The following is a 21156-nucleotide window of genomic DNA, read 5'->3' on the forward strand; positions in this document are numbered from 1 at the left end:
CCTATTTTAGGCCTGCGCCTTTATTAAAAATGAGCCAAAACAATCCCACTAAGCCTACAGCGAAAGGCGATGCAAAAAGAAAAAAGACCTTCCAGGCGAAGGACTTTATACTTTGATAGTTCTCCGTGTGTACTTTATTAGATGCCTCGACCAATTCTTTAAAATCATTAAACTGTTTTTCATTTGTCTTCCTGATTTCCTCTAGCTCCTGTCTAAACTCGGACTCAACCTGGTCAATTCTTTTATGGGCTGACTTAGCACTCTCCGATGTGCGTTCCGTGGTTTCCTTTATGTTTCCAAGGGTATTAAATTTTTCCGTATGGACGGTTACAGTCTTATCGACTTCTCTGAGCATCGTGGCCAGTTCCTTAATCCCATCCTTTAGTTCCTTCACGTCTTGATCGCGCACCATCACATCCTCCTCCTGGACAATCGACAAACAAATTCACTCCCCTCTTCACTTGGTGATTAAATCTTCTTTTTCATTTGAAATTAAATAAACGTCGATACCTTCTTTGAGGTCTGGACGCTTAGAGACAACATATTCATAAGTAAGGGCCCCGTCTATAATTCGCTGACCAAGGTAAGCTGCCATTACAAGCCACCTCCTAGAAGAATTTCATCCAGAGCACTTTCTACAAGTTGAAGGCGTTTTTCAATCTCCGTCGGTTGCGGCGGCTGTATTGGTGGGTTTTTTTCTTCCTCTGTTGCGGTTTCTATCCATTCGCCATTTTTAAAAATCGGTTTCCAATTCGGCTCCGGAATTGGTTTGTTTGTATAACCTTTTGGAATCTCTTGCCCTTCCTTTAGCTGTAATTCTTCTCCCGGCATCCATGCACCTGTTTTTATGTCGAACTTGAGCGCAATCATATTTCAACCTCCTACTGTCATGTAATAAAATCAGTATTAACATACGTCACATGAGTATCCCCGGTTTTTGATAACAATGTCATAACCCCACTAGCAGAAATGTGTATTTTTGCTGACAATGCCGTAGTGCCATCATGCGTCGTTAAATACATATAAGGTGCGCCCGGCCTATATCCAACTGGCAAAGTGCCAAAAACCGTTCCTGCTGCAACAGTTCCATTTAACATTCCGCGCAAACGCACTTCATTGCCTATTTTTGTGTATTGGACCGGATATCCCGGGTTTGATGTTGCTCCGTTTTGCAATGGAAGGTTTGTCCATGAAGGCGCGCCGCTATCACTTATGATAGCCCAGTCGCCCCATCCAGCACTCCCGAATACCCGAATATACAACTTAGGAATTTGACCGCCGCTTATCAAAAATGCTAATTGGGAAATACGGTCTGCAGTCCTGTTTGTAACTAAGACGGTCCCGTACTGATTAGCCGATGGAGTATTTAAAGTCGTATTAGTAAAGACATAAACGCCCGTTGTCGTTGCGTCATTAAGATCACTTACAATCGTAGGGGTTTTATTTCCAATCCCGAAAGATTGTACCCAGTCCTGGGTCGCTAGCGGTACCCATGCAGACCATGTAGTCTGCTTACGACGTATATACACAATATCAGCCGACCCGCGCGACGCGATCTGCATAGCTACGTTATCTGAATTCTTAAAGTGCTGGACAAAGAAGAAGCTAGTCGCGTCCGGGGCGTTTACTAGCGCGGTCCCCGAGTAGAAGCCTGTCGCGTTTAGGTTGTTTAAGTCATTTCCTATACTAAGCCTTTCAACCGCCTGTACTGTATCCCCAAGCCCGAAAGACTTTACAAAACCGATTGCCTCTGCCTTTGCAGCGTCGGCTTTCTTCTGAGCACCGACTTGAGTTTCTACTACCAAGCTTTCATCAATAGTAGCTGTTACATTTGCTGCACTCCCTATTACGGTGATAAGGTCGATATTCTTTTCAATAATCTCATCTCCGTTGCGGGCAGGTATATATTCAGCGTTGTTTCCAGAATTACCGTATGAATAGAGTATTTCACCGATATCCGGATCCATAGCGAACAAACCAATCTCCCGAAAATAAAAACCAGTTGTAACCGTCTGGTTAGAAAAAATGGCACCAATTGCTACCTTCCCATCTCCCAGATTCTTTAATTTATTTATTTCAAGTGATTTCTTTTCACTACGCATACTATTTAAATCTAATATTGAAGATCCGCTAAGCTGCCCATCACCCATAGCAATTCGAGTAAAGTTCAATGGCTTCCCCGTTTGGGCCTTTGCCTGAAGATTTCGCCCTCTATTCGTCATAACAAGTCCACCGAATGCACCCAATTTACATCACCTGCTTTATTTCCAAATTTTCGCCGATATGGATAACGCCAGCATAATAAATGCTTGTACCCTCTGACTGTGTCACCTCTACTTTTTCAAGGTGAGACCTACCATTTTTTACAGAATCTAAGGCCCTAATAAATTGCTCGGCCTTTTCCAAAGTTACAGCAGAGTTACTTGTTACAACCTTAAAAGTATATGGACGACCTCCATACTCAAACCATTCAACCACTTTCCCTTCACCAAAAACGGCCGAAATCAACTCTTCAACTGCTGCTGGAGTTCCTTTAATTCGGTGGAAGAATTGTGCCTTTTTAACAAGTTCTCTTTTCTGTTCTATTGGTAAAGTAGTTTCATAGAAATCCACATGTTTTTGATATGCCAAAAAATCCATAAGGGGCTCAGGTAAACGATCGACTTCATTTAAGCTTGCTAAAGATTCAGCTTCCTGGTAAGCACTTCGGATTTCCTTTTGAAATGCTCCCGCCAATGCTTCAACAAATGAGTCGCTCTTTAAACTACTAGGCAAAAGATTAGTTATATTAAAAACAGCTAAACTACCCATCTGCCAGCCCCCTAAATACCAAGTTAACAGTATTTTCTTTTGCTACCTGGTGTCTATCAAGTTCAATGTACATAGGGGAATTGACAACTACACGGGATGCTCCTGTTTCTTTTAACCTGACAATCAATTCAGTTAAATCTACACTTCTACCCATTTTTTCTTTTTGCCATATCAAATAATCCTGGAACGCTTTCTGAACCTGACTTTGAACTGAGTTCAAAACTGCCGAGTTTGATTGGGCCACATAATACTCGATATTCAAATCATAAAGTACAGTATCAGGGGCTCCTACTGTGACTTTGTCTGTAAGTGGACGCCTTGTTTTATCGGAGCAAACAGCGAGAACAGCATCAAGGACACTTTGAGACGGAAGTTGTCCGTTCTGAAGTAGCACTCTGATGTCAACAACCCCATCGGAGGGGCTTAAAGCTTTCACATCCACAATCCCCGAACTGGCTGTTTTAGCCCAATACTCATAAGCACCAGCAGGACCTGCAACAGAGAATCTTTCCGGAGCCAACCGGATACGATCAGCATATTGATCATTCTCCTCAACCTCAGCTCCTCCAGCACTGGTCGTGATGTTCTTTACTTCCTTCACCCATGGTAATGGGTAAACCAGGGTTGCGATTTCACCAGGAAGATATCCATTCCCTTTTTCTCCAGCTTCGGTGCATATTGCATTAACTAAGAAAGAATGTTGTCCAACCGGAACTTCAACAGTTTCAATCGTTTCAAAATACATATCGGCCCCAACAGAAATAAGCGTTCCTGCTGGAACAACCAATACAGAAACTCGTCCTTCTTCGAGTGTAAACTCAATAATGGTTTCTGCTCCTTTTTCATCAAGCCTCTGGGTATTAGAACCTTCGCCGAGATGATCAAGGAAATCATCCTCTGCATAAGCAAGTAAATTTTGTTTTAAAGCATAATCAAGATTATTTCTTTCTTGTACGACATACAAAACTAGCCCCTGGAGAAATTTCCTTCGCGGATCAGCATTAGATAGAGTGATACCGGTCTTTTCTTCAATATATAAAAGCATGTCTTGTTCAATGGCTTCAGGGTCTTTTTCTAAAAAATTGATATCCGGTAAATTAAATCGATTCATCTATCTTCACCCTTATAATCACCTTTATCTCACCCTCTAGAGCGTTTCCGCTAGTTTGCACCTCATCAACAACAGCCCGGGGCTCATAGTTTTGTATAGCGTGAATTAATCTTGCTGTATTATTTGCTCTGGCTACCAAAATAGGCGTGTCGATATCAGGTATCCAACCAAATTCTCTATCCATAGGGCAGCTAAAAGCCATTGTTGATAGAATAAAAGAAACATTTTGAAGTATTTCCTCAACGCCTGTTGCCCCAAAGTCCACTTTTTTAAATGGGGGCACTGCATATTGCATTAAATCACCCCTTAATTAACTCTTTTTCAATTTTGAATACTTCGGGCTGGCTGTGATGTATTTGCCGTTCCCAAGTGAGTACCAACCGTTTTTAACCGAATAAACAGTAAAAAATTGTCCTTTCATTGCCCAACCGATAATCTTATTGGAGACAGAAGGGCCACTCCGGATGTTTACAGACTTTACAGTGATGGTGATTTTTCCTAAAGTTTTATTTCTTTTTGAGGGAATTGCAGCTGTCTTTTTTGGAGTAGGTTTCTTTGCAGTTTTAGGCTTTATATAATATTCCTTTAAATCCACTTTCACCTCGGCCGCCAGTAAATTACCATTTTGGTCCACTAATTGGTGTGCCTCGTTTAATTCCCTAATGGTCCAAAAATTTGCTGAGATTGGCTTTCCCCCAATCACAAACGAAGCTGCCTTTCCGGTATCTCGCATTTTTCGTAACTTCTCTATTTCTTTGATTGGGTTGATTCCAAGTTCAACCTTAAAGAGAATGGTAAAGCTGATTCCTTCAAGGCTTGGACCTAAGAATTCAGACTTTGGTTTTTTGCCAAGTATTTCGTGATCATTCCAGCGCGCGGATCCACTCCGTTCGAACTCCTTAAAAGTTTTCGTCTTTGAAGTTGAGACCTCAAAAACGATGTCGCCGAACGTCCCTATTTTGGCCATAATTAATCACCCCCGGCTATAGGACCGATAATAAAACCCTTTTTCTCCTGAGTGAAGCTGCAGAATACCTCATCGCCCACCTTTGGCATCCAACCTATTCCGACGACTCGTAGTTCGTCTGATATCAAACCGTCCAGGTCCTCAAACATTACCCGGGCAGTAATGCTATTTGTATTAACGGAGACAACAGTTCCTGATTTTTCATACATCAATATCCCTCCAGACACTTCCTTAACTTAAGTTCAGTGTCGTCCTGTGAATGGGAAGCCTGCGAAATGATATATTTACCATCAAACTTTCCAAATCCTTTTAAGTTAACAGTGTTGCCGGCGTAAAAGTGTTTTTCCGATGCTATCTTAAGCCAAACGGTAGTAGCCTCCTTGTTTGCTTCCCTAAGACGCTTTCTGGCCAACCGCTGAGCTTCTGCCACCGATTTAACCTGCTCTTTGACTATGAGGACACGGCCAACATTGGGTGGCTTTGGCGGCGTGTACGTTGCCTTGATAGTCTTTTTTTTACTTACTTTATGTTCTACACGGCATGATTTGTATACTCCGCTAAGCGTTGTTTTCGCTGACCAGTCAAGGACTTGTGTTTCATCTGTCTCATTGCTTGGCCATATTATTGTGGCTACTACAGATGCTCTTTCGTAATCTTCCTCATCAAGGATGACAATCGACTTGTTGGTTATCTTTAAACAAAAACCCTCATCCTGACACAACCGATGCAAAAACATTAAATCTGTTTCGCCTTCCTGCTCATACCTGTCTTTTTTCGGATTGTCATTTGCCTGATAGTACAGTTTCATACCGTTTCGTTTTGCGACATCTCCAGCTACCACTTTTAGAGTAGTCTTTTCCCAAGCTTTTGATTTAAACTGCCCCCGCAGGCTCGAAGTCTCCGACACAGCTAAGGCCTTGACTTTTACCTCTCCCGGTTTAGCTTCAATCTCGTCAATTTCAAACTTACCAAGAGGAGCTTTTATGGTGCTACCTTTCCAATTCTGCTTATAAATTGTCGCGTTCAATGTAGATCCTTTACTCGGAAACCAGCTACCCAACCATTTGCGGGAAATGTCCTCAAGGTTTATTTGCAAGTCGTCGATCTGGCCACTTAAATTGTCAGTATAAATCCAATCTTTCAAGTGTTCGTCCAAACCCGAATTGATGTTTTTGCCGTTATAGCTGATAGAAAGATATGTTCGTCTACTGTCAATCATAGTTCCTCATCCTCTAAAAACTCATCATCATCTTCATTCAGCCACTCTGGTCTATCTGTAATTTCAGATGTATCAACTTCAGGTATGTTCAGAACGATTCCTCCTGGGAAAATCACTACAGTTCGATATTTATAATTAGCTTCAAATAAAAGAGGGAGCAAATATTCGCTCCCCCATGTCCGGTATGCAATCAAATCCCAGGTGTCACCCTGTAAGGTAGTATAAGTTTTAACCATCATAGCTCACCCTCTTGGTATTCACACTTGGCAATTGAATATTATTGATTCTCCGTTCCAAATTATTCAGCGCTTTTATGACTCGTTCCCCGGCCGATTGAATCCCGTTTAAAGAGCCTAACCAGCCGCTTGCCTGGCCGGCATATCCTGTTAATATATCTAGGTTATGCGCCACTGAACCAGCTTTGGTTTTAATGTCCCAAAAAGCCCCAGCAATCCATCCGCTTGCCTGTCCCGAGTACATTGTGAGGACAGAAAAATTAAACGTTGCCGATTTAATATTGTTAGACAAGTCAAACGCCGAGCCCGCAATCTGTCCACTTGCCTGCCCCGCATACATTGTAAGGAGACTAAAATTGAACGCTGCCACCTTTGCGTTATTGGACAGTTCGGTTACCGGTCCGACCAGTTGGTTACTGGCTTGTCCGGAATACATAGCTAAGGAAGAAAAATTCTTGGTAGCTAATTGGATTTGCGGCAGCAGACTTTGCATTGCAGCGTTAACTCCAGATGTATCAACGGACTTATTATTTTGGACAGTCGCATTCTGAATAGGAGGTTGGGCAGCAGCAACGGTTCGACGGTGTGATCTAACTACAGTTTGTTTATTTTCTTCCTTTGGACCGCCAAACCCAAATAGTTTCGGAATTGCTCCTACTCTTGTGTCAGTGTATCTTTCCGGAGTGAAGTCAAAGGGATTACTGAATAGTTTTTTGGGTTTTGAACTTCCTTTTTTATGCCCAAATGCCCAGTCGGCTACTTCATCTGTTGCATTGGTCAGTTCATTAATTAACATAAGTTGCCCAAGCGGTCCAAGAGTCCTTTTAAAGAATTGTTTACTACCGTCTTTAACTACACTCTTTCCGGCAGCCTTTGTGGTTTTAGACTCTACAAGCTGCTTTTTTGCACTACTATTGCCTGAATGCTTATCTGAACGTGACCCTGTTTTAGAGCTCGGCGTTGTAGGAACTGTAGTTGCAGCAGCAGGTGGTTTCCGACCTTTTATCTTGTCGTATCCCCACTTGCCGGCACCCCAAGCTCCTCTAACTAACGCTCCACCACCCATTATCCAAGCCAGTGTCCCCATCCCTGCAGCTGCAGCAAAATTCCCTTGGACAAGATTACTACCGGTTGATTTCACAGTTCCTTCAAATGCAGCCAACCAAGCTTTTGCTGCAATTTCTCCGAGCTTTGTGAAGATTTTATTCATACTGTCTCCGCCGGATCCCGAAAGCCATTTCTCGATTTTTACAGCAGCTTCATCTAGCATATAGACTACCTTGTCGCCGAAGTCCATTCCGCCAAACTTAGCGTAGTTTGCTAAATCCTTTTGATACTGCTTAAACATTTCGGGGTCATGCCTGATGTCCTGTGTTAATACGGGCTTTTCGATTGGGGCTGTCAGTGGTTCAAATATCTGACTAAGAGCCCTGGCTGTTCTTTCTCCTGCTGCTTCAATCCCACCCAAATTTGCTGTCAAAGAAGCGTTTATCCCATTAAACACTTCTTTAAGTACCGGAAGAATAGGGGTTGCGTACTTAATTTGAGCCGATTCTATCGCTCCCGACAATTGTTCCAGTGATCCTGAATAGTTGTCTTTCATGGCCTTGGCCGCTGTTGCTGCAGCTCCTGATGAGTTCTCAAGCGCCTTGGTCATTTCATTGATTTTCTCAGGCCCGCCCGAAAAGAGGTTAAGCATTCCTGACGCTGCCTCCACGCCAAATATCGCAGCTGCGTATTGGACTTTTTGAGTCTGGGTTAGTTTTTTCGTGGATTTACCCCACTCCTCAGATAACTGGGCCATACTCTTAAATTTCTTGTTTTTATCGACGACGGAAATACCTAATTTATCGAGGGCTTTTTTAGCTTCCTTAGGCGGCTTCGCTAAGCGACTCAAAGCCATCCGCAAGGAAGTTCCCGCTTGCTCCCCACTTAACCCTTTATCGACCAATATACCAGTACTGGCGGCCAACTCTTCAAGGGTAATTCCAAGTGTCTTAGCCACTGGTGCAGCATACTTAAACGAATAGCCAAGATCCGCAACCCCGGCGGCCGTTCTATTTGCGCTCATCGCCATTACGTCTGCGACATGATTTGCTTTTCCGGCTTGCAATTCAAAAGCATTCAATGCAGATGTTACAACTTCTGAGGTTAGACCCAAATCTTCTCCTGATGCCTCAGCTGCCGCAATGATTCCTGGCATGGCACTGAGAATTTTATTTGTATTAAAACCTTTTGCTGCAAGCTCATCCATGGCGACAGCGACTTGAGAAGAGGAAAGACTGGTTTCAGCACCTAAATATAAAGCCGATTCTCTCAGCTTATCCATTTCCGCTCTTGAGGCTTCTGCTTTAACTCCAACCTTTGTCATTTGCGATTCGAAATCACCGGCTTCATTCAGGGAGTTATATGCAAGTCCTGTTGCTACAGCCGCCGTCCCTACCGCGGCTATACCAGCTGCATGTCTTACCTTTGTCGCACCTTCACTAAAAGTCGTTTTCAGTGAACCTACCCGCTTCTGGGCCCTTTCCAGCCGTCCGAGTTCCCGTGTAAGCCGTTCTGTAGAGGTCCTAAACTGGTCTTCACTTATTTTCCCCTGCCTGAATTCTCTCCCAAGTTGATCTAAAGTCTTTTGGGTTTGTCTTGTTTCATTTTTCAGTCCAGTCAGGCTTGTTTTTGCACTGGAGAATGCATTGGAGAAAGACCTGGCCAGGTTTCCTCCAATCACAAAACGCATTTCATATGATTTAGCCATTGGATTCTACCTCCTCGGCCAGGGCTTCCTTCCATGCTTCAAGTTCCCTGATAGTTTTTGTCTCCCAGAATTCAATGCTGGTATAGCTGCTGGCCGCTAATTTGAAGAGGATTCTACGGAACTCGTTTGCTCCTCCGCATTCCCCGACAATCCCAGCAAAAAATTTCTCACACTAAAAGTAACCTCAAGAAAATCAGGTGCAGACAACTTTTTAAGATCGTCTACAATAATTCCAGAAGCCTTGGATGCCATTTTCAATAGCGCGTTTTGGTTAAAGACATCATCAAGACCGCGGGGGTTGCCCTCAGCCCTCAATTCTAAATCGACTTTAAGAATGTCTTCGCCTGTCAGGTCTTCTAATTTCAAATCAAGAGTTTCTATTTTTACGCCATCAAGAGTGATAGGCTTTACCAGGTTCACTTCCACTTGTAATCCCTACTTTCCTAAAGCTTTTCTAATTTCGGCCATATAGTCAGTACCGTTAACTTTGTAGATATAGTTAACTTTATCCAATTCAACTAGGACTTTTCCGTCATACTCAACCTTTAAGTACAAAACTTCAATTTCGGTCGATCCTTCATAAGGCGAGTTCTTTGCAGCCTTGCCAAGATCATTCTTCGTTTTAGGCCCTTTGACCAAGACGCGGCTAGCTTTGAACTGTTGCTTACCGAGTTTTTGATCATACATTTGATTGGCTAGCCGGCAGTCGATACTAATAGGACCTGGCTTTAGAAACTCTACCAATTCGTTTGTGATTGTTTTCCAGTTAATAGTGAATTTCATACTCTGGAAATGTCCAAAGTTCGGAGATTCATATTCGCCGGCGATGCCGGCTCCACTAACTGTTTCTGTCATTGCATCTAAAGAAGGGAGCTGCAGATCTGCAACTCCCAACAAGTCTGGCATGCCATTGGCAAAAACCCTAAAATCATTTAATTTTTCAGGTATTAGACCCATTATTTAGGCTCCTTTCTTATTGGAACAAACGGTTGTAGTAAGTGGCATCAAACTCTACGATAAACTCAAAATTCTCCCCAGGTGTCGGCTCTGCCAAAAACACATGGAAGCGAACTGTTCCGTTGAGCAAATCTGTTATTGGGTTTTCATCTTGCCTGAATTCAACCCTTCCCCCAAGTAAGGCACCAGTGGAGACAAGACCATTCAGCCACATGTTGAGGCTATCCACAACGGTATCAATCAGGGTATTATTGGTTGGATCATCGACCTTTTCCCACGTTGTTAAGATAATTGAATTCGAAATCCAATTGTGCATACGACGGACAGGGATAAACGAATCTTTCACATTAGTATTCTCAGGATAAGCTCCAGTTCTGTTCCCCCATGCCTTCCATCCACCGATAAAGTTCAGAGCGGTTAGAATACCCTGACCATTTAAATAATTGGCTTGTTCAGGTCCAAGATTAACTTCCCTTCCATCTTTTAATACCGTTTTATTAATATGAATAGGCTTATTGGATGGACTTACAAAAGGCATATCATCATTTTGTGAATCAACCAAGGCCATTGCGCAAGAGGCATGAGTAGACAAGTGGTAAACTTTATCGTTCAAAGCAACTTTTGGCCAACAAGGGATTTCATTTGAAGAATTATATTGATTTTTTGTTTTCCAATCAGCTACTTTTGTATAAATATTGGCTTCACCACTATCTACGTCTTCAACTGACATTGCCTTAAAAAACGAATTAATATTGTTTGCCTTTGCTTTCATAATCGCTGCCACTGTTGGATTTTCACTAAACCCAGGAGCAAGAACCTGTCCAGGCACCAAACCGAATATAGGGAAAACACTATTGATTAGTTCTAACCCAGAGGCTGCTCCAGTATTCACATCTATCCCGCCAATTATGTCAGTATCGGTTACCATTGAGGGATCAAGTCTGGTATAAGAAGTAGAGAATGTAGTTTGGTTAGCAGGAATTGCTCCGCCTGGAATAGCTGCAATAATAACCTGTCCGATTTCATCAAAAGAAGCAGTATAGTCCTTGCCTTTTACTAACGGTTGTTCATCAATTTCAGCTAATTTAACACTCAGTGAATCCAGTAAAATTCCTTTATCTTCAATCGCAGCTTTTTTATTGATGATATTGATTTCTTTCTTTTCTTCAGTTTTGTGTATTGAAGGGTCCAATACGTTAATAAAAACTACGGGGCCAATTCCATAAAGACGGAAGGAGGCATCCATATCTTCACATAATGTATAGTGGTCCCAGTCATACGAATACCCTAAAGCCTCAACAGCTTCATTAAAATTCTTAGCTAAGAAAGGCTTATTTACATATTCAGTCGATTTTGCCAAATTAATTGGCGCTGTACCGACGACTACCTTTAAACCAGCAGTAGCCGTTATGGGAGAAATTAAAGACGAAGATCCGTCCGAGGGTTCATAAGAGTAAACGCCATGTTTATAACCCATTACGAAACCACCTTTCTAAAGTATTCTTTTACCTCATCGAACCAAATGCTTTCCACACTACCCGTTTCTGACAGACTTTTCTCGAATTCCAAAAAGAGTTCTGGAACTATAAACAGACTTTTTAGCACCGGGCATTTCTCCAGATGTTCCTGAAGGTGCAGAGGATAGCCGTTTTTATAGCTGCTATAGCGTGAAATCAGATGACTCGAGGGTCCGCAATAAATAAAAACAGCCTCCTCTTCCTGGGAGACTGTCATGTCTGATGCCTGAGTATGTGAAATAACTTCACCATTGCCGTCTATTGATATTTCATATAATTGGTTAGGCTCAATTTCTTTTGAATTCAGCCCAGCGGCTAAAACTTCAGGTAAGTCTTTATTGTCCTGTTTCTTTCTACTCAAGTAGATCACTCCATTCTGGTTTGGCTTGGGGAACATGAAAATTCAAATCCATTGTGGCATGCCAAAATGGTCGCAGTTGCTCTTCAAAGATGTCTGTCCTAATTTTCCCTGTGAGGGAAAACGGGCCAATGAGGGGATTTTTCTTCAGCTCGATTTTTATCCTGGTTGCGATATTCAGCGCGTCACGCCAGCCGTTCTGGTCATCGTCGCTATAAGTACCGATTATGAGTCCGATATTAGTAGTTTCATCTTCACCTATATCGTCCGTATCGGACAGAAAACGAACTATGACAAAGGGATAGTCAGCCGGCTTCAGCGGTTCTTCCTCATCGTCTTCCGGAGGAAGGTACCCTGCATAAACAGCAGGAACCTTCATCACTCCGTTAACTTTTGTTGCAAGATTGTAATCTTTTACTGCTTTTTCAATAAACGTTACCAGCGCGTCTACCAATTCAATAGGGGTCATATTCAACCTCTCAACAATCGATTAAATTCATGTTCCAGGCGGTTATCCAAAACCTCTGTTGCCCTATCCTCAATTTGGCCGATGACCTTTTCATTGCCAAGCATCTGAGGAACAGAAGGACCATATCTACTTTTGATAGGTAGCCGATTCTTAGTGGATCTTGTAAAAACGTTAGCATGGCCGCTGCCCATTTTGGCAACAAAACCGTGATCAAAGGTTTTATTAGATCCTTTTCTCACGCTTACTCTTATTGCCTTTTTTTTCATACGCTTAGGCGTTTTTGGATTCACCCTAAAACTTAACAATTTTACTACCGGACCAGTAGATTTTATTTCTGCCGTAAGATTAGACGGTCTCGGCCTAGTCATCCTGATGGTTTTGATTACATCGCCATGTTTGATTTCATAAGTAAGTCTAGCCGACTTTCCTGCTTGTGTGCGGGCCGAGTCGGCTGCTCGCTTTATTGCCTTTGCTGCAGATGCATTTGCTTTTGCAGGGGCATTATGGAGCAACTCTTCAAACCTTTCAATATTTTCAGCCCGTAATTGCATAACACATCACCCGTAGCTTTCATTAGCCGACAAATTGATTTTTAATATCCCATCCGAAATGGATGCCCCAACTACATAATACTTATCGCCATCCAAAGTTATCCTTTTACCAACTGCTGGCTTTTGGTAATCAGATGCTTTTAGGTAAATAACTGTTATGGATTCATAAATGTTCTCGGTAGCCCTTGAAAATTCATCTGCCCTGTCATTAATTTTTTCGAAGGTATCTTCCTCAACAATCATAGTGACTTCTTTGTTCCCTAAAGTATGAATCTCACCGAACTCCATAGGATTGATAAAGACGTCGAGGTCTTTCTTCAGCTGGTCCTTAAAATTCATTTAGTCCACCTGTTTTTTCTTTTCCTTAATTGGCTTGGCGGATTTACTTTCAACCAATTTTTCGGCAAAGTCGTTAGGGCAAGAAAACTTGCCCCCAACTTCAACTACTATACCGTTAATAAAAACTGGTTTGAGTGCTTCAAGAATCATCATCAAATTCACCCTATCCGATTTTTACTTTTACCCTTGTACCGGCCGTTGCTTTCGCATCTACCACCCATCCTGCGGGAATCGCGCCAGCTGCCTCTGAGGTAATAGAATTTTCCTTCCAGTAAACAGCTTGTCCGACAGTATAAGCCTCAGTACTTGTGGCAGGTAAGTCGAAAACCCCAATCACATGAAGACTTCCTGTACCGCCAACCGGGATGTCGCATCCCGCCACGCCGATTCTATTCGTCAAGGGTACGACTGAATTTCCCTTAACATCAGACCCACTGGTATTTTTATAATCGATAGCTTCGCCGCGTTGTACGTATTGCGCCTGAGGATTATATAGCATAGTAAATTACCACCCTTTCCATTATTGACCGTTATTTTTAACAGCCGTCTTGTAATCTACAATTGTTACGCCATAGTCAATATAAATATCCCATAGGTAACCGAGTTGCCCAGCTGGTGGCTGTTTCATGACTATAGTAGGCATGTCCACCCCATTTAGATAATCAACCTGGATTGGCGCGCGCAATTGATCCGCGGTGATGTACCATTCCTTCGCCCCGTTTGCTGATGCATCGTCAAGCTCTGCATCGCTGATGATAGATAGAGTATTGTAGAATGGATTTTTGATATTCGGATTCGTTTTAGCAGGATCCACAGGCGATCCGATGAACTGCCCGGCCGCCGTCTCAAGCGCTGTAGGAACTAGCATAAATTTAGCAGGGATATTCAGCTTTACATCGCCCCCTGCAGCCTTTTGATTACGCATTTTTATGCGCATGTCAGAAAGAGCCTCAACAGATGGCGCTGATGCAACGCCGGAAATGTTGTTGTGGTCAGCCGAGAATAATTGTTTACCGTCCCAGATTGCCGGGTTTTTCGCAAGCAATTGATACACTAAGCGATTGATGCCAAGCCGAGCAGACTGGGCATACAGAGCAGGAATCGTTGAAATGAAGTCAACATCGTCATTAATAAATGCCTGGCGCGACATTGAGAATTGACGGCCAAATGTTAACAGTTGGCGCTGTGGACCTTCTTCCGCATTCACCATGTCATGCTTCAATTCTCCGTTTTGCGGGACAAGCAGCAATTCACCGGCAGTACCAACCTGGTATGTCTTTGTCGGACGGAAGTCTTTCAAAGTTCCCCGTTTGGTCCAGTGCTGATAAGTCGTTTCCGCTTCTGTATAAGCTTTTTCAAAAACAGTACGAGCCGTCTGATCCAGGATGCCAGTAAACAGGCTAGTAGGAGTCATATATTGGCGCAGAATTTCATCATCACTTAGTCGAGAAGCGTTGGCTACTCCTTCGAGGCGAAGAGATTCCTTGGCCAGCTCACGTAGTGAAAGATTGCGAAGCTCTGTGGCACCTACCGCAGGCTTCTCAACTGTCAGGCCTACACGGAGTGCCAGCCCGTCACGTGCCGCATCTCGGAATTTATCACCTTCATCCTGTATGATCCCTACACTGGCGGGCTTTCTTTCAGCGATTTGTTTCTCAAGGATTAACTTCCGAACCTGGTCCATGCTAGTTCCAGCAGAAATATACTCTTGGGGATCATACCCAAAAGTACGGCATAGATTTGTAATATCTAACGAGCGTTGCCGCTCCGCTTCCATTGCCTGCCGTTGAATATCTTCAGCATTTACAGACACGCCAGGATCAGTATTATTGCCTGGTTTAGAAATCAGCGCATCAATATTCCTCTGGAGCTCATTAAATTCGTTCTGTTCAGTTTCATTCAAGTTCCTTTGCTCGGCTTTTGCCGCGTCAAGGATTGCTTTTTGTCTAGCTAACATTTGTTGTAGAGTCATTTACCATTCACCTCTAATATATTTTGGTTTAATTGAAGCTGTTTGTAATAGATTGATAGAGGGACTTCACCTTTTTGAAGAACTAGTTCGTCCCCCAACTCCCTTCCAACCCCCACAGTAGCATCCGCAGGGATAGATACGATGGAAATCTCAAAAGGCAGCCATTTTAAAGCAATGCTGCAAGGTCCCGTAAACCGGCCGTCGCTGGATGCTTTGCCGGCTGAGACTTCTTCCCAGCTGTCTACTCTATAGCCAACACTAACGCCTTTTAGCGTGCCGCTTTTAACTTTTTGGTAGATTACATCGCTATCGGGGTCATCATCAAAAGTCACTAGTGCATACCCGCGGTTTCCTTCAACCCAAGCGTTATCGATACGCCCGATTACTTTATCCCTATTATGGTTGTAAAGCAGGCAGCCGATTTCGTTAAGCCTGGTTAAATCCAGTGCTCCATCCGTGTGACTCAGAATTTCCAAACCAAACCATCGTTCATAAGGCTCTTCACTTGAAAAACTCAATTCCACTTGGCGCTTGTCCTCGTTGATTGTTCTATGATTAATCGTTGCGTATCTGTTAAGTTGCAGCGACTTATCCTTTTTCTTTGTCATTAGTTATCACCCCCTTCTGTTTCATATACTCCAGTTCACGTGCCCTCTGGTCAACAACGTCTTTCCAGTCTTGACCCGCTGACGCAGCAATCTCGGCTAAAGTGGTTTGATTGGTTTCAAGCGATACCCTATTTGCGTTTGCCTCTTTCAAAGGATCAATCCACTTTTGTCCAGGTGGGGTCCAAATATGTTCCATGTACTCCCTCTTCTTCTCCCAAAAATCCTTGATTTGGAGTGCACCACTCAAAACCGCAGATATCAAAAACGTTTCATAAACCTCCGAAAGAAGATGGTCGATAAGAAATTCTTGCTCAATAGCATACGTCTTTTGATCCTCGAGTAATCCCTGACGGGCGCTGCTGTAGTTAACCTGGGACATGTCTCGGGCTGCAGCTTCGTAGGATATCCCCTGCCCGCTCCCCGTCAAGCGCTGTTGCAATCTTACAAAGTCGGCTGCGCTTGCTCCTTGAGCTGGAGGATTAACAGTTGCCACATCGTCTCCCGGATTTAATTCCATAATCATGCCTGGACTGAGTGTTTTTCCCTCGTATTGAGTAGATGCACTTTTTCCCTGCCGGCCGATACTTCCCGCGGTAGGGCTTTGGCGTTTGATAAACACAGATAAACAGGCTGCTACCCGTTCCTTTACACTGACTGCTTCCATGTAGGAGTTAACATCCCTAATGCGCGTTATTGTTGGTGACATTTCTGAGATTTCTCGGATTTGCGAAGGACGTTTCTTGTTCCATAAAAAAATGACGTCCTTGGCTTCGATGCGGTCTGATTTCCCCGCATAAAAACCGTAAACATCATAAGTTTTGAAGTAATATGCTATTGGCCTGTTAAACTCGTTGTATTCAATCCCATTCAGGACCCGCTTTCCGTTTTTTCCGGTTTGCATGGTATCAAGATCGTCAACTTCTCGTACCTGGAGGGAGAATGGCACGATTCCATCCTTTGTATACCGCTTTAGGAGAATAATGCCTCCATCAATTTTCTTTCGCCTAATAACCATTCTACAAATTTCGGAAAAACTTTGTTGAAACGTCACGTCACAATTTCTGGGCTTGCACCATTCTTTCCAAAGCTTCTCAATCTGTGTGTTGAGTTCCTCGTCTGCGGTTTTAGCCTGCAGTTTAAATCCAGTACCAACCACATTACGCTCAAAAGCCCCGATAATACTTTCCTGTATGTCTGAGTTTCTTTCCAAATCCCGTCCCCTGGCTCGGATGGTTTCCCTGTACATGCCGTCAGTCTGTTCAGCCGAGGCATTGACCGTCCGCCAACCACCGTTAAGCCGGTCATTCAACCCGGCATCATAACTCTTAAGTTCCTCATACCCTTTGCGCCAAGCTTCCCGTTTATAGCCAGCCTGTGGGGATAAAAATGCAATTGCGCTATCAAGCCAACTCAATGGATTCACCTCCTATCGAACTCAGCGACGAAGGTATTGGCCAGCCCTCCCTGCTGATTCATTTCATAGTTCAATTGTGCCTCTAGTTCCTTTTGCCTCTTGTACAGCAAACTTAAATCGGCCCTCCTGAGTTTTCGGGATCCGATTTGGTATTCCTGGCCGCCGATTTCAATTGCAGTAATGGCCTCATTTATTTGTTTCAGCTGTTCATTTAATGTCATATTCCCTACCTCCTATAACCAAGACTCATTTTTCAACCATGCATTGTTAAAATTCATGGTCTGATTGTTTACTTGTGCCGTGCTATCCGATGATTCCTCTTCAACCTGCATCAGGTGGATATTCCGGACATGCAGAACATCTGCCGCCGCCAATGCGTAAACTTCCGTGTCAAGGTAGTGGTTATCGGCATGGCTAGTTTTCGGAACCCAGACTTGGGACACTCGTCCTCCTTTCCCCTTGACATTGACCTTATGCTCAGCAGTCACCTGTTCGGCGTATTCGCGGTCACAGTTTTTATAAACCATCCAAGAGCCTTGACCGTTTGGCTTTTTCATACGAGAAGCAATCATATCCTTGTACTTGCCCCCATCGACCAAAAGTAGTCTCGTTCCGTGGGCTTTGGATGATGTTTTGTTAATGGTACTGATTTTAAAATGAGCGAATCCACTTGCAATCCCTTTTACCGGAATGGCCCATTCACTGTTCATTGCACAAAAATCATATACCTCGTCAGTCTGGTCGCCGGAGTCAATACCGCACAAACTTACCATGAGCGATTCACCGTTGCGCTTTTTGTACTCGGCATTCATCACATTCTCAATTTCTCCAAAGCCCAATGCTTGACCGTGTGCAATATTTTGGCTGGTTAAAAACGGACCCCATGCCCTAATCGTCCAGTACAGACTGGTTTCCTGGACGTCCACGCCTCCTGTGAGCATGACCGCCCAATCCGGTATCTCGAACTGATCATATTCGCTCTGTCGTTCTAAAACCATATCAGCATTTGTTTTCAGCTTTGTATCCTCCCATGGCTCTGCTAGCCATGAGTTGACAAAGTTCTGAAATGCTTCAGGGTCGTCCTTAGTCGCCAGGAACTCTTTGGCTATCTCGCCAAATCGCACAAAAGGAGAATATAGGGTGTTCATCCAATAGGCTACTTTACGGGGAAACTTAGTCCTTTGTTCCACTGTCTCCCATTTTCCGTATCTAAGCATTTGAGGTTTATGCTGATCCGTAATAATACATCCGCATTCTTGGCAAATGTAATTTGCAAATTCTGCACGGTCGGCACTACTCATACCCTCTTCCTTTGGCCATTTTATCTGCTTAAACTGCAATTCGATATAATCACCACAATGGGGGCATGGGACTTTATAGTGTTTAACCACATCAGCATTTTCTTTTGCTTTCCAGATATGTCCGGTTTTAAGTGTAGGCGTTGAGGTTTGGAAAATCTTTTTATTTGAAAACGTTTTGGTTCTTTCCTTGGCCAGCTTTATAGGATCAGCTTCTTTTTTGCTTGCTCCTGGATATTTATCCACTTCATCCAGAAACAAAAAGCGAATAGGTTTACTTGCCAGTGAGGACGGTGAATTCGCCCCGTTTAAGCTGATATACATTCCATCACATTGCAACTCTAACCGGCTTGATTCTAATTTACGAAACTTTCCTTTAAGTCCTTTGGAATTCATCAGCATAGGTTGGAGACGGTTCTCTGAAATGCTTTCGGCCAGAGTATCTGTAGGATAGACTATCATGACTGGAGAAGGATCCTGCATTATGACATAGCCCAGCATATTTTGAAGAGCTTCCGTCCCGCCAACCTGTGTTGGCTTAACAAATGTAATTTCCTCAGTTTCAACATTATTGAACTCATTCATTATCTCGACCAAGTACGGAGTTATGGAGTTATTCCATCTCCCCGGTATTGCAGATGATTTGCTATCAAGCATCCGGTATTTGTCCGCCCATTCACTGACTGTTAAATTTTCCGGCGGCCTTAGGAAGCGAAGGGGTTTGGCGATGTAATCCGGAAGATTATTTTCTTTTTTTCTTCGCATGATAAACCCCATCTACACTCATCTGCTCTAAAGCATCATTTACCGTATCGGACAAACCCTTTTCAATCTTCCTGGCCTCGATCGGGTCTACGTATGAACTAATTTCTCCTGCGAGTTTCCTGGGTAGGGACATCGCAGACTTTTTAAAGATAAGAAAAAATCGAGACAATTCTGCCTCGACCAATTCCTTCTCAATGTATTTACCGTTTGCAATATCGGTTTTTATCCTAGTCAATTCCGATTGAGCTTCCTTAAATGCAACTTCTGCCTCCAACTTCTTCTGTTGCAAGTTTATGGCCTTGCTTACTTCGGAATCGCCATTGTAAATTTCCCCGCGCCATTTGAGGACCTGCTTCAGGCCCCACCAACCCCGTTTGTGCTGGGGCAGCCCCTGCCTTTTCCAGTCAGTAAGCGTTCTGTCGCTAACATCGAGCAACTCGCATAACTCTTTTGTAGAAATAACAACCTTCCCATTTTCCTTTTTAAACCCGCCCATAAACTCACCTCCATTCCGAAGTTCCGAAGTAAAATTTTTTTATTTCATGGAGCGGAATTCCGGGGCTCGCTAGCCCCGCATGGGGTACCTCCCTGGGAAGGACCCATTGTCAGAATTGTTCGTGTTTTACACACAATTAATACATGACTTATTGCCACCTCTTACTTCGGCGGGCAGCATAGCCGCTGCGATCCAATCCTTATCCGCTACAGTCACGGACGTGAAAGGAGGGTAAACGAAAGCTACGGTCTGCCGCCCAAACAGGCAGCCGTGGCCAGGATTGGAGTAAATAAAAAAGGCTCCCCTCATATAGAAGGAAGCTTAGCTTGCCGTAATATCATATTAACAGGAATTTAACCATGCGCTCTGCCGTTTGTCTGCCATTAATCTGCCATTTATTAATTTATGTGAATATATTCTTCTTGTGTTTTGGATGATATTGTTTTGGATAAATTTCCGTTGTCAATAAGCTTATTAATTGCATACTTAATTCTTGTCCTGTTTAAACCGGTTTCTTCTCTTATCTTATCTACTAATGTATTTAGTTTTTCGCTACTACCTCGAAGATAATTTCTATAAATATAATCATTAATAACATTTATATTTCTAGCTATATTTGTACTTCCTGTAGTTTGTATTGGCTTAAGATCCATATCGAAAATGTCCGAAAGGCTGAGTTGCTTGTATTTATAATCGTTGTTAGATTCCTCGATTTTCTTAAGTAAATCTACCACGATTTTATTTTCCCCATTACCGGTCCCTTTAATTGCTTCTAATGAATTTTGCACTTCCTTGCGCCACTCAGCATTGGCTACACTATCCTCTAATAAAGAATCCCTAATTACTTCTATTTGTTCAATTTTATTTATCATTTCTAACAACAGGTCTTGTGACTTCGCTGAAGTTGCATTTAATTTATCCGCTGTTTCTTTCAAGTCAACAACTGATTGTCTTTGTCCAGCCACATCAATTAATGAAAGTAATATTGCAATAATAGATAAAATAATAGAGGAAACTGTTGCTGCAACCCCCAAAATACTATTTGCATTTGGTATATCTCCAAATGACAGGACCAAGGTAAAAGAAATAAAAATAACAAAGATAATAATCATATAGATTAAATGCTCGGCTCCAACCTTTTTATCCTTCAATCTTAATCTTCTCCTTTTAGTTATCCATATCTTATATTTTGTTGAATTCATATAAAGGCTGTAAGCCTTGATGTCAATACTATTGTAGCGTTTATTGGAAATGAATTACACAACAACTTTTTATGGTTAACTAAAAGATGATGACAAAAAAATACCCGTCTG

General features: G+C 42.9%; 28 protein-coding genes. All 28 read right to left on the reverse strand.

Features of this window, described 5'->3' with window-relative positions; translation table 11 throughout:
- Position 1 precedes the first annotated feature (1 nt).
- The 28 genes from BN1002_RS22750 to BN1002_RS22875 all read right to left on the reverse strand — a co-directional run bounded on the left by BN1002_RS22750 (position 2) and on the right by BN1002_RS22875 (position 20994).
- Complete coding sequence (locus tag BN1002_RS22750) at positions 2-412, reverse strand: hypothetical protein (protein ID WP_048828298.1); 411 nt, start codon at positions 410-412, stop codon at positions 2-4.
- A 45-nt stretch (positions 413-457) separates the two neighbouring features.
- On the reverse strand, positions 458-595 hold the full coding sequence (locus BN1002_RS24165) for a hypothetical protein (protein WP_197072899.1): 138 nt from the start codon (positions 593-595) through the stop codon (positions 458-460).
- On the reverse strand, positions 595-870 hold the full coding sequence (locus BN1002_RS22755; RefSeq protein ID WP_048828299.1) for a hypothetical protein: 276 nt from the start codon (positions 868-870) through the stop codon (positions 595-597). Before BN1002_RS22755 ends, BN1002_RS24165 begins: the two co-directional genes overlap by 1 nt.
- Before the next feature lie 17 nt (positions 871-887).
- Positions 888-2246, reverse strand: a complete 1359-nt coding sequence (locus tag BN1002_RS22760; RefSeq protein WP_048828300.1) for a phage tail-collar fiber domain-containing protein — start codon at positions 2244-2246, stop codon at positions 888-890.
- A gap of 1 nt (position 2247) precedes the next feature.
- On the reverse strand, positions 2248-2811 hold the full coding sequence (locus BN1002_RS22765; protein ID WP_048828301.1) for a phage tail protein I: 564 nt from the start codon (positions 2809-2811) through the stop codon (positions 2248-2250).
- Positions 2804-3922 (reverse strand): baseplate assembly protein, encoded by a 1119-nt coding sequence (locus BN1002_RS22770; protein ID WP_048828302.1) that lies wholly within the window; start codon positions 3920-3922, stop codon positions 2804-2806. The genes BN1002_RS22765 and BN1002_RS22770 overlap by 8 nt, the downstream gene beginning before the upstream one ends.
- The gene (locus tag BN1002_RS22775) at positions 3909-4217 is read right to left on the reverse strand and encodes a GPW/gp25 family protein (protein ID WP_048828303.1); all 309 of its coding nucleotides are present in this window, start codon (positions 4215-4217) and stop codon (positions 3909-3911) included. The genes BN1002_RS22770 and BN1002_RS22775 overlap by 14 nt, the downstream gene beginning before the upstream one ends.
- A 15-nt stretch (positions 4218-4232) precedes the next feature.
- The gene (locus tag BN1002_RS22780; protein WP_048828304.1) at positions 4233-4889 is read right to left on the reverse strand and encodes a phage tail protein; all 657 of its coding nucleotides are present in this window, start codon (positions 4887-4889) and stop codon (positions 4233-4235) included.
- A 2-nt stretch (positions 4890-4891) separates the two neighbouring features.
- On the reverse strand, positions 4892-5098 hold the full coding sequence (locus tag BN1002_RS22785; RefSeq protein ID WP_048828305.1) for a hypothetical protein: 207 nt from the start codon (positions 5096-5098) through the stop codon (positions 4892-4894).
- Positions 5098-6108 carry a phage late control D family protein gene (locus tag BN1002_RS22790; protein ID WP_048828306.1) on the reverse strand — a complete coding sequence of 337 codons (1011 nt, stop codon included), beginning with the start codon at positions 6106-6108 and terminating at the stop codon, positions 5098-5100. Before BN1002_RS22790 ends, BN1002_RS22785 begins: the two co-directional genes overlap by 1 nt.
- The gene (locus BN1002_RS22795) at positions 6105-6347 is read right to left on the reverse strand and encodes a tail protein X (protein WP_197072900.1); all 243 of its coding nucleotides are present in this window, start codon (positions 6345-6347) and stop codon (positions 6105-6107) included. The genes BN1002_RS22790 and BN1002_RS22795 overlap by 4 nt, the downstream gene beginning before the upstream one ends.
- Positions 6337-9099, reverse strand: a complete 2763-nt coding sequence (locus BN1002_RS22800; RefSeq protein ID WP_048828307.1) for a phage tail tape measure protein — start codon at positions 9097-9099, stop codon at positions 6337-6339. The genes BN1002_RS22795 and BN1002_RS22800 overlap by 11 nt, the downstream gene beginning before the upstream one ends.
- 96 nt (positions 9100-9195) lie before the next feature.
- A complete protein-coding gene (locus BN1002_RS22805; RefSeq protein ID WP_048828308.1) occupies positions 9196-9525 on the reverse strand; it encodes a phage tail assembly protein in 330 nt (109 codons plus the stop codon).
- A gap of 9 nt (positions 9526-9534) precedes the next feature.
- Positions 9535-10056 (reverse strand): phage major tail tube protein, encoded by a 522-nt coding sequence (locus tag BN1002_RS22810; protein WP_048828309.1) that lies wholly within the window; start codon positions 10054-10056, stop codon positions 9535-9537.
- A gap of 16 nt (positions 10057-10072) precedes the next feature.
- Positions 10073-11533 (reverse strand): phage tail sheath family protein, encoded by a 1461-nt coding sequence (locus BN1002_RS22815; RefSeq protein ID WP_048828310.1) that lies wholly within the window; start codon positions 11531-11533, stop codon positions 10073-10075.
- Positions 11533-11934, reverse strand: a complete 402-nt coding sequence (locus BN1002_RS22820) for a hypothetical protein (protein ID WP_048828311.1) — start codon at positions 11932-11934, stop codon at positions 11533-11535. Before BN1002_RS22820 ends, BN1002_RS22815 begins: the two co-directional genes overlap by 1 nt.
- A complete protein-coding gene (locus BN1002_RS22825) occupies positions 11927-12400 on the reverse strand; it encodes a hypothetical protein (RefSeq protein WP_048828312.1) in 474 nt (157 codons plus the stop codon). Before BN1002_RS22825 ends, BN1002_RS22820 begins: the two co-directional genes overlap by 8 nt.
- A gap of 2 nt (positions 12401-12402) precedes the next feature.
- Positions 12403-12951: a phage tail protein gene (locus BN1002_RS22830; RefSeq protein ID WP_048828313.1), complete on the reverse strand. Its 549-nt coding sequence runs from the start codon at positions 12949-12951 to the stop codon at positions 12403-12405.
- A 6-nt stretch (positions 12952-12957) separates the two neighbouring features.
- Positions 12958-13290, reverse strand: a complete 333-nt coding sequence (locus tag BN1002_RS22835) for a hypothetical protein (RefSeq protein WP_048828314.1) — start codon at positions 13288-13290, stop codon at positions 12958-12960.
- Positions 13291-13443: a hypothetical protein gene (locus BN1002_RS23965; RefSeq protein ID WP_156129739.1), complete on the reverse strand. Its 153-nt coding sequence runs from the start codon at positions 13441-13443 to the stop codon at positions 13291-13293.
- Between the two features lie 10 nt (positions 13444-13453).
- On the reverse strand, positions 13454-13789 hold the full coding sequence (locus tag BN1002_RS22840; RefSeq protein ID WP_048828315.1) for a DUF2190 family protein: 336 nt from the start codon (positions 13787-13789) through the stop codon (positions 13454-13456).
- A 21-nt stretch (positions 13790-13810) separates the two neighbouring features.
- Positions 13811-15262 carry a phage major capsid protein gene (locus BN1002_RS22845; protein WP_197072901.1) on the reverse strand — a complete coding sequence of 484 codons (1452 nt, stop codon included), beginning with the start codon at positions 15260-15262 and terminating at the stop codon, positions 13811-13813.
- Positions 15259-15870, reverse strand: coding sequence for an HK97 family phage prohead protease (locus tag BN1002_RS22850; RefSeq protein ID WP_048828316.1), 612 nt, complete (start codon positions 15868-15870; stop codon positions 15259-15261). Before BN1002_RS22850 ends, BN1002_RS22845 begins: the two co-directional genes overlap by 4 nt.
- The gene (locus BN1002_RS22855; RefSeq protein ID WP_048828317.1) at positions 15851-17284 is read right to left on the reverse strand and encodes a phage portal protein; all 1434 of its coding nucleotides are present in this window, start codon (positions 17282-17284) and stop codon (positions 15851-15853) included. The genes BN1002_RS22850 and BN1002_RS22855 overlap by 20 nt, the downstream gene beginning before the upstream one ends.
- Positions 17285-17289: 5 nt before the next feature.
- Entirely contained in the window at positions 17290-17505 is a 216-nt protein-coding gene (locus tag BN1002_RS22860; RefSeq protein ID WP_048828318.1) for a hypothetical protein, read from the reverse strand.
- A gap of 12 nt (positions 17506-17517) precedes the next feature.
- Positions 17518-19347, reverse strand: coding sequence for a phage terminase large subunit family protein (locus tag BN1002_RS22865; RefSeq protein WP_082036417.1), 1830 nt, complete (start codon positions 19345-19347; stop codon positions 17518-17520).
- The gene (locus BN1002_RS23090) at positions 19325-19843 is read right to left on the reverse strand and encodes a hypothetical protein (protein WP_052445676.1); all 519 of its coding nucleotides are present in this window, start codon (positions 19841-19843) and stop codon (positions 19325-19327) included. Before BN1002_RS23090 ends, BN1002_RS22865 begins: the two co-directional genes overlap by 23 nt.
- 398 nt (positions 19844-20241) lie before the next feature.
- Positions 20242-20994, reverse strand: coding sequence for a hypothetical protein (locus BN1002_RS22875; protein ID WP_048828320.1), 753 nt, complete (start codon positions 20992-20994; stop codon positions 20242-20244).
- Positions 20995-21156 lie beyond the last annotated feature (162 nt).

Source organism: Bacillus sp. B-jedd (assembly GCF_000821085.1).
Classification (GTDB): Bacteria; Bacillota; Bacilli; order Bacillales; family Cytobacillaceae; genus Bacillus_D.

What these genes read in the sequence shown, in the direction of transcription:
- BN1002_RS22750 (WP_048828298.1), bottom strand. Translation starts at nt 412, where the DNA reads ATGGTGCGCGATCAAGACGTGAAGGAACTAAAGGATGGGATTAAGGAA.
- BN1002_RS24165 (WP_197072899.1), bottom strand. Translation starts at nt 595, where the DNA reads ATGGCAGCTTACCTTGGTCAGCGAATTATAGACGGGGCCCTTACTTAT.
- BN1002_RS22755 (WP_048828299.1), bottom strand. Translation starts at nt 870, where the DNA reads ATGATTGCGCTCAAGTTCGACATAAAAACAGGTGCATGGATGCCGGGA.
- BN1002_RS22765 (WP_048828301.1), bottom strand. Translation starts at nt 2,811, where the DNA reads ATGGGTAGTTTAGCTGTTTTTAATATAACTAATCTTTTGCCTAGTAGT.
- BN1002_RS22770 (WP_048828302.1), bottom strand. Translation starts at nt 3,922, where the DNA reads ATGAATCGATTTAATTTACCGGATATCAATTTTTTAGAAAAAGACCCT.
- BN1002_RS22775 (WP_048828303.1), bottom strand. Translation starts at nt 4,217, where the DNA reads ATGCAATATGCAGTGCCCCCATTTAAAAAAGTGGACTTTGGGGCAACA.
- BN1002_RS22780 (WP_048828304.1), bottom strand. Translation starts at nt 4,889, where the DNA reads ATGGCCAAAATAGGGACGTTCGGCGACATCGTTTTTGAGGTCTCAACT.
- BN1002_RS22785 (WP_048828305.1), bottom strand. Translation starts at nt 5,098, where the DNA reads ATGTATGAAAAATCAGGAACTGTTGTCTCCGTTAATACAAATAGCATT.
- BN1002_RS22790 (WP_048828306.1), bottom strand. Translation starts at nt 6,108, where the DNA reads ATGATTGACAGTAGACGAACATATCTTTCTATCAGCTATAACGGCAAA.
- BN1002_RS22795 (WP_197072900.1), bottom strand. Translation starts at nt 6,347, where the DNA reads ATGATGGTTAAAACTTATACTACCTTACAGGGTGACACCTGGGATTTG.
- BN1002_RS22800 (WP_048828307.1), bottom strand. Translation starts at nt 9,099, where the DNA reads ATGGCTAAATCATATGAAATGCGTTTTGTGATTGGAGGAAACCTGGCC.
- BN1002_RS22810 (WP_048828309.1), bottom strand. Translation starts at nt 10,056, where the DNA reads ATGGGTCTAATACCTGAAAAATTAAATGATTTTAGGGTTTTTGCCAAT.
- BN1002_RS22815 (WP_048828310.1), bottom strand. Translation starts at nt 11,533, where the DNA reads ATGGGTTATAAACATGGCGTTTACTCTTATGAACCCTCGGACGGATCT.
- BN1002_RS22825 (WP_048828312.1), bottom strand. Translation starts at nt 12,400, where the DNA reads ATGACCCCTATTGAATTGGTAGACGCGCTGGTAACGTTTATTGAAAAA.
- BN1002_RS22830 (WP_048828313.1), bottom strand. Translation starts at nt 12,951, where the DNA reads ATGCAATTACGGGCTGAAAATATTGAAAGGTTTGAAGAGTTGCTCCAT.
- BN1002_RS22835 (WP_048828314.1), bottom strand. Translation starts at nt 13,290, where the DNA reads ATGAATTTTAAGGACCAGCTGAAGAAAGACCTCGACGTCTTTATCAAT.
- BN1002_RS23965 (WP_156129739.1), bottom strand. Translation starts at nt 13,443, where the DNA reads ATGATGATTCTTGAAGCACTCAAACCAGTTTTTATTAACGGTATAGTA.
- BN1002_RS22840 (WP_048828315.1), bottom strand. Translation starts at nt 13,789, where the DNA reads ATGCTATATAATCCTCAGGCGCAATACGTACAACGCGGCGAAGCTATC.
- BN1002_RS22845 (WP_197072901.1), bottom strand. Translation starts at nt 15,262, where the DNA reads ATGACTCTACAACAAATGTTAGCTAGACAAAAAGCAATCCTTGACGCG.
- BN1002_RS22850 (WP_048828316.1), bottom strand. Translation starts at nt 15,870, where the DNA reads ATGACAAAGAAAAAGGATAAGTCGCTGCAACTTAACAGATACGCAACG.
- BN1002_RS22860 (WP_048828318.1), bottom strand. Translation starts at nt 17,505, where the DNA reads ATGACATTAAATGAACAGCTGAAACAAATAAATGAGGCCATTACTGCA.
- BN1002_RS22865 (WP_082036417.1), bottom strand. Translation starts at nt 19,347, where the DNA reads ATGCGAAGAAAAAAAGAAAATAATCTTCCGGATTACATCGCCAAACCC.
- BN1002_RS23090 (WP_052445676.1), bottom strand. Translation starts at nt 19,843, where the DNA reads ATGGGCGGGTTTAAAAAGGAAAATGGGAAGGTTGTTATTTCTACAAAA.